The organism is Streptomyces sp. NPDC057271, from assembly GCF_042668715.1.
In the GTDB taxonomy this organism is placed as follows: Bacteria; Actinomycetota; Actinomycetes; order Streptomycetales; family Streptomycetaceae; genus Streptomyces.
In genome coordinates this window covers 17323-23099 of the sequence record NZ_JBHUYJ010000119.1, presented here as the reverse complement: position 1 = coordinate 23099, position 5777 = coordinate 17323, and the positions used below count along the sequence as shown (strand labels likewise).

The 5777-nt window shown below is 70.7% G+C and carries 9 protein-coding genes; 4 read left to right on the top strand and 5 right to left on the bottom strand.

The window, feature by feature from the left end:
- Window positions 1–42 precede the first annotated feature (42 nt).
- On the bottom strand, window positions 43–411 hold the full coding sequence (locus tag ACFUJR_RS34060) for a PRC-barrel domain-containing protein (RefSeq protein ID WP_383169338.1): 369 nt from the start codon (window positions 409–411) through the stop codon (window positions 43–45).
- Between the two features lie 288 nt (window positions 412–699).
- Between ACFUJR_RS34060 and ACFUJR_RS34055 the strand changes: the two genes are divergently transcribed.
- The 4 genes from ACFUJR_RS34055 (at window position 700) to ACFUJR_RS34040 (ending at window position 2516) form a co-directional block, all read left to right on the top strand.
- Entirely contained in the window at window positions 700–1155 is a 456-nt protein-coding gene (locus ACFUJR_RS34055; RefSeq protein ID WP_383169340.1) for an SsgA family sporulation/cell division regulator, read from the top strand.
- A gap of 51 nt (window positions 1156–1206) precedes the next feature.
- Window positions 1207–1467 (top strand): WhiB family transcriptional regulator, encoded by a 261-nt coding sequence (locus ACFUJR_RS34050; RefSeq protein ID WP_383169417.1) that lies wholly within the window; start codon window positions 1207–1209, stop codon window positions 1465–1467.
- A 75-nt stretch (window positions 1468–1542) separates the two neighbouring features.
- A complete protein-coding gene (locus ACFUJR_RS34045; protein WP_383169419.1) occupies window positions 1543–1875 on the top strand; it encodes a DUF4440 domain-containing protein in 333 nt (110 codons plus the stop codon).
- A 254-nt stretch (window positions 1876–2129) separates the two neighbouring features.
- A complete protein-coding gene (locus ACFUJR_RS34040) occupies window positions 2130–2516 on the top strand; it encodes a hypothetical protein (protein ID WP_383169342.1) in 387 nt (128 codons plus the stop codon).
- Window positions 2517–2723: 207 nt separating this feature from the next.
- On the opposite strand, the gene ACFUJR_RS34035 is transcribed toward ACFUJR_RS34040, so the two are convergent.
- The 4 genes from ACFUJR_RS34035 to ACFUJR_RS34020 form a co-directional block, all read right to left on the bottom strand.
- Window positions 2724–3584, bottom strand: a complete 861-nt coding sequence (locus ACFUJR_RS34035) for an RNA polymerase sigma factor SigF (protein WP_383169344.1) — start codon at window positions 3582–3584, stop codon at window positions 2724–2726.
- Window positions 3585–3686: 102 nt separating this feature from the next.
- Window positions 3687–4130 carry an ATP-binding protein gene (locus ACFUJR_RS34030; RefSeq protein ID WP_383169346.1) on the bottom strand — a complete coding sequence of 148 codons (444 nt, stop codon included), beginning with the start codon at window positions 4128–4130 and terminating at the stop codon, window positions 3687–3689.
- A 149-nt stretch (window positions 4131–4279) separates the two neighbouring features.
- Window positions 4280–4441, bottom strand: coding sequence for a hydrophobic protein (locus ACFUJR_RS34025; protein WP_383169347.1), 162 nt, complete (start codon window positions 4439–4441; stop codon window positions 4280–4282).
- 441 nt (window positions 4442–4882) lie between these two features.
- On the bottom strand, window positions 4883–5608 hold the full coding sequence (locus tag ACFUJR_RS34020; protein WP_383169349.1) for a hypothetical protein: 726 nt from the start codon (window positions 5606–5608) through the stop codon (window positions 4883–4885).
- Window positions 5609–5777: the final 169 nt, after the last annotated feature.

Below are 5777 nucleotides of genomic sequence, written 5' to 3'. Positions count from 1 at the left end.
GGCCCGGGCTCGTCGAGCCCGGGCCCTCCGCCCCACGGAGTCTCAGGTCATCGGGCCACCGAACGGGCCGCCCAGTCCGTAGTACGTGCCCAGCCCGTGGCGGTAGTCGGGGTCCTCGAGGTGCTTGTCGCGGTGGAACTCGGGAGCGTCCTTGATCTGTTCCTTGGTCCGGTCGACGAAGATCTTCCGGTCCTCCACGTCGATCCGGACCACGGTGCCGGCCGGAAGGAGGACCTCCTTGCCGAAGATCCAGACCCCGGTGTCCACGACCAGGTAGGCGTCATCGACCTGGTCGGAGTGCTTGTCCACCTTCCCGACGCTGCCGTCGATCGCCTCGACCTTGTAGCCGGTCAGGTCCGTGCCGGCCAGATGACCCGCGGTCGGCTTGTAGCTCCACACGTGCTCAGTCACGCGAAAACAACTCCTCCGGTAGGCGAGGACGGCCCACGGAACGCTGCCGTCCTCCTCTTCCGTGCCTTTCCCTGCGGGGCGCCTGCCCCGCCTCGACTCCGCCTGCCCCGAACCGGGTCACGCATTCGCCCGAGCCCCGACCGAACCTGGAACCGAGGCTTCCGGCCCCGGGCGTGCCCTTCACGCCCCTCTCACAGAGAGCATGCGTGAAATCCCGGTCCGCGGTTACGAGCGGGTGTACGGCGCCGCTCGGACGCGGCGCGACTGCCCCCGACGGAACGGGTGACGATGTCTGAATCGAGCCGGCACGAGACCATCCAGCCGCCCCCGGCGCCCCAGGTGCGGTCGTGGCGGACCACCGCGCGCCGGATCCAAGGAGGGATCGGTCTGCCCGTCGAGGCGACGTTCCACTACGACCCCGACGACCCCTGGGCGGTACGCGTCACCTTCCGGCCCCCGCTGGGCGAGACCGTCGACTGGACCTTCTCCCGGGAGCTGCTGCGTTCCGGGACCCGTGTCCTCAGCGGCGAGGGCGACGTCCGGCTCTGGCCTCTGCGCCGCGGTGGCAGGGAGGGGCGCGTCCGCATGCGGCTGGGCCCGGTCGAGACGTTCGCCGTGGTCGACGTCGACCGCGCGGGTCTGCGGAGCTGGCTGGGCGAGACGTACGTCGCCGTGCCCGAGGGAGAGGAGGCCGCACGGATCGCCTGGGCGGCCGAGACCTCACAGCTGTTCACGCGGCCGTAGGCCCGGACGTGCGCGTGAAGGACACACTCATGGAGACGACAGGAGGAAATGATGTCGGACAGCTGGCGTGCACGTGCGGCCTGCCAGGATGTCGACCCCGACCTCTTCTTCCCGGTGGGGACGGGAGCGCCGGCCCTGATCCAGGTCGAGGAAGCCAAGCAGGTCTGCCGGCGCTGCCCGGTGAGGGAGGAGTGCCTGCGCTGGGCCATGGACGACTCCCGCCAGGTGACGGGCGTGTGGGGCGTCCTGGACGAGGGCGAACGGCAGTCGCTGAAGCGACGGTCGCGGCGCCGGGCGAACAGGCCGGATTGAGGATGGGGCGATGATACCGAGGTGCGTGATGAAGCGAATGAGGTAGAAGAGGCGATCAGGGGCGAGCTGCGGCTCATGGATCCGGGCGTGCGAACCTCGCGGGAAGAGGCCAGCCAACTGCTGGACCCGGAGTTCGTGGAGGTAGGCGCCTCGGGCCGACGATGGTCGTACGAGGAGATGCTGGCCGCGTTGCCGGCCATGCCTGGCAACGCGGCCGAGGGCCCCCGCTACGTGCCTTCGGGCATGACGGGCGTGGTTCTGGCTCCGGGTGTGGTGCACCTGACGTACGAGACCGAGATCGAGGGCCGGCGAGCGCGTCGAAGCTCGGTGTGGCGCAGGGTGGATGAGGAGGCGGGCTGGCGCATGTACTACCACCAGGCCACGCCGATCCCGCCCCAGGACGACTAGGGTGCGGGTCAGGCGTGGGGCGGGACCCGACCCGCCGGCTCCCACCTCGAACAGCTGAGCGCGCTGATTGCCGGTGGCGCCCACTGCGACGGTGCGTCCGTCGCTCGCCGCGTCTGCTCTGGCAGGATGGCGGCAAGTTCGATTTCGGCATCGCGGGCTACCGGCCGGCGTGGTTGGACAGCCGTAGAGACGTCGTGCAGGAACATGGGGATCGACTGCGACGTCTCGTCGGCCGGACGCTCACGAGAGTCTGGATGGTCTGGGACCTCAGGGATGACGAGTGGTTCTGCGACTGCCCGGTGCTGTTCGACTTCGGCGGCGAACAGGTCGAGATCAACCACCAGAAGTTCGGCGACCTTTCGCTGACGTGGAACACCATCGACTCCGCCCATCCCGTCCGGTGGCCCGGCTTCGACCTGCGGTGGCGTCCCGAACCTCTTTCCCGCCTCCGCGCACTGCGGGGTACGCCTCTCGAAGGAGTCGAACTGCTCCAGTGGACAGGCAGAGACATGGCCTCGGGCAATGTCGACGTCAGCTTCGTCTTCGAGTCGGGTCGCGTGACCGTCTTCAACGCGCTCGACGAGAACGGTGTGAGCTTCGGCCCTCCCGGTCCGAGCCGGCGGTCGCATCCACTCCGTTGACGCACGCGGAGTGCGGTTGCCACGCCGGTTCGATCCCGCTCCAACAGCGCTTCGACGTCGTGCCGATGAGGTCCGAACGAGCCGGCTTCGACTCGTCCGGGGTGCTCCAGGACGGGTCGACGCCGGCGGCCGGGGCCCTGACGCCCGCGACGCACGGAACGGCCTCACCAGAAGGGGGTTGGTGAGACCGTTCCGCCGGGGGCGTGCCTACGACTCGTCGAGCATGCCCTTGCGCAGCTGCTCCAGGTTGCGGGAGAGCAGTCGGGAGACGTGCATCTGGGAGATGCCGAGCTCGTTGCCGATCTCCGACTGCGTCCGCTCCTCGACGAAGCGCAGATGCAGGATCCGGCGGCTGCGTTCGTCGAGTTCCACGAGCAGCGGCGCCAGCGTGTGGAATTCCTCGAAGAGCTCGAGCGCCGGGTCCTCCACTCCGATGAACTCGGCCAGCACCGTGGCGTCGTCGTCGCCGTCAGGGCCGATGGCCGCGTCGAGCGACGCCGAGTTGTAGCCGTTCGAGGCGATCCGCGCCTCGATCACCTCGTCCTCGGAGAGGTTCATCAGGCTCGCCAGCTCCGCCACGCTCGGCGCGCGGCCGAGTCGGGAGCTGAGTTCGTCGGTGGCCTTGGCAAGCTCCAGCCGGGCTTCCTGCAACCGGCGCGGTACGTGGACCGCCCAGGAGGTGTCACGGAAGAAGCGCTTGATCTCACCGACGATGTAGGGGATGGCGAAGCTGGTGAACTCCACCTCCCGGGAGAGGTCGAACCGGTCGATGGCCTTGATCAGACCGATGGTTCCGACCTGGACGATGTCCTCCATCTCGTCGCCGCGGGCCCCCCGGAAGCGGCCGGCCGCGTAGCGGACGAGCGACATGTTCATCTCGATCAGCGTGTTGCGTGCGTACTGGTACTCATGGGTCCCCTCCTCCAGCACCGCCAGCTTGTCGAAGAACACCTTCGACAGCTCCCGCGCGTCCTTCGGAGCGACCTTGCGGGGAGAATCGAGTACGGGAAGGCTCTCCGTACCCGTCTCGACACCAGTCCTCGTCTCCGTCGTCACCTCGGTCGGCACTCTGATGACCTTCTCTCGTCCGTCGGCAGCGGTTGCCCCCCGTCCCGGCTTCGCCTACCCCCACTCCCTCAGGGCATGTCAGTAGACTTCCGGCCAGTTACTTCAAGCCAGAGGGAGGCGCGCCCGGACGCGCTTCCCGGTCAACTCCCGCTCCACGCGCACGCTCTCACAGACCGCCACGACGATCTCGAGGCCGTGCTGTCCGATGCGCTGGGGATCGTGGGGCCGGGGTGCGGGGGCGGTGTCGAGCCGGTCGGCCACCGAGATGTCCAGAGCGTCCTCGAACCATTCGAGAAGCACCCGGAACGGACCCGGCGCGTGCCGTACCGCGTTGGTCACCAGCTCGCTGACGACCAGGCGGGCCACGTCGACGCGCTCCTGGGGCACCGGCTCGCCCCCGGCGGCCGGGGCGGCGGTGAGGAAGTCGGCCGCGAAGTCGCGGGCCGACGCGATCGTCCTCGCCCCCATGTCGGCGTCCTCGTAGGCCAGGCTCGCCGACAGCGAGGACCGACGCACCGCGCTCGCCGTGGTGTTCACCTCACCCATCGCCTCTCCTCCTTCGCACGATGACGTCCTTTCCCCTGTCCGCCGGATTCCCCTGCGGTACGTCCCAAGACCGTGGGCGCCACCCCGTCGGGGGATGGCGCCCACGGACACGACGTACGCGCACTTCGTGTCGAGCCTTCCGGTGGCCGCTACCAGCGGTACCAGCGGCTCGTACGCCCCTGGGGCCGGACCACGAAGCCAAGCAGCCAGAGGATGAGCGCCAGCACGGCTATCCACCACAGCGCCTTCACCGCGAAACCGGCGCCGAAGAGAATCAGCACGATCAGCAGAACCAAGAGAAGAGGAACCATTCCTATCGACCTCCAGGTTCTTCGCTTGCCCCGCAGTTCGTCAGACATCCCTGCGCATGCGCGAGTTCCCCCGGCAGAATCGGGAATCGGCGTCTCCTTCGGGCTACGGCAGCGCGCGGTACCGGGGGGCGGAGATCCACAGGGCGTACCACTCGTCGTGGCTCAGGTCCGGCTCGCCCGTCGGTCCGGCTCGCCCGTCGCCGCGTCCCGGCGGGCCCGGATACGCCGCGGGTTCGACGTACCGATGACGGGGGCGATGCGGGCCGGGTGGCGCCGCAGCCACCAGGCACGATGGTCTCCGGGGTGGCGCCCTTGGTCTCGGCGAGCGAGGTCACCAGCCTCCCCCGGGGTCCCCGGCGTCGCCCCCGTGGAGCGCCCCTGGGCCGACGATCCCCCATGGGGACCAGGGGGCTTCCGTGCTCCACGGTGGGCAGGGCCGGGTCACGCCCGGAGCAGCCGTTCCGTCACCTCGCGGTAGGTCCGCAGGGTGATCCGGAGCTGCTCGGTGTCGGGGCCCGGCCCGTCCGGATCGCCGTTCTCCTGCCAGCCCGCCCGCAACGCGGTGCTGCGGTCCTTCAGGGCGGCGATGAGCTCTCGCTCGGCCGCGGCGAGGACCTCGGCCGCCTCGGCGACCGCGTCATGGGGCGAGTCGACGAACCCCGCGAGAGCACGGTGCAGGCGCTGCCCGAGGCGGTCGCGTTCGCCCTCGCCGAGGAGCTGTCCGGCCGGGCCGCCGCCGGCGTACGGGGCGGCAGCGTGCCCCGTCCCGGCCGCAGCGCCGTCGCCCGGCCGGTCCGTCGTGTCCCGCCCGCGAGGCGCGGCGGGGGTCGCGGCGGGAGCGTTCGCAAGGCTCCCGTCACTCCGGCCCGTGGCACCGGGGTCGCCGGGCGGGACGGCGGACTGGGGCGCCTTCGACAGCGGCACGGCCGGAGGCGGCGTGCGCGGAGCGGGGGGCGGGGGCGGGGGCGCGCCGACCGGCGGCGATGTGGGATGGCCGGTGCGCTGGGCGGGCACGGGCGCCGAGGGAGTTCCCCCGTTTCCGGTGGACGCCGGTCCGCCGGCGCCGCCCGTCGCGTCCGGGGCCTTCGTGACCTCGGGGGCGCTGTCGCGCCGCGCTTCGCCCTCGGCCCCGCCAGCTGTACGCCGGTCCCGGTTCTCGCGTGCCATCACGCGCCACTTCCCTTCGGCTTGAGGAGATGCCTGCGGTCGTGGGGGGGAACCAGAGGGGTTAGGGGGTCCCCGGTGGGGGGCGGGGGGTCGGGCCCCCTTCCGCCCCCGAACAAGATAGGTGCCTGGACCCACGACTCCCCCCACGACCCCCTGTGGGTTGCCCCGA

Coding starts and splice junctions, on each gene's coding strand:
- ACFUJR_RS34055 (WP_383169340.1), top strand. CDS start 700: ATGTCTGAATCGAGCCGGCACGAGACCATCCAGCCGCCCCCGGCGCCC.
- ACFUJR_RS34050 (WP_383169417.1), top strand. CDS start 1,207: ATGTCGGACAGCTGGCGTGCACGTGCGGCCTGCCAGGATGTCGACCCC.
- ACFUJR_RS34045 (WP_383169419.1), top strand. CDS start 1,543: ATGGATCCGGGCGTGCGAACCTCGCGGGAAGAGGCCAGCCAACTGCTG.
- ACFUJR_RS34040 (WP_383169342.1), top strand. CDS start 2,130: ATGGTCTGGGACCTCAGGGATGACGAGTGGTTCTGCGACTGCCCGGTG.
- ACFUJR_RS34030 (WP_383169346.1), bottom strand. CDS start 4,130: ATGGGTGAGGTGAACACCACGGCGAGCGCGGTGCGTCGGTCCTCGCTG.
- ACFUJR_RS34025 (WP_383169347.1), bottom strand. CDS start 4,441: ATGGTTCCTCTTCTCTTGGTTCTGCTGATCGTGCTGATTCTCTTCGGC.
- ACFUJR_RS34020 (WP_383169349.1), bottom strand. CDS start 5,608: ATGGCACGCGAGAACCGGGACCGGCGTACAGCTGGCGGGGCCGAGGGC.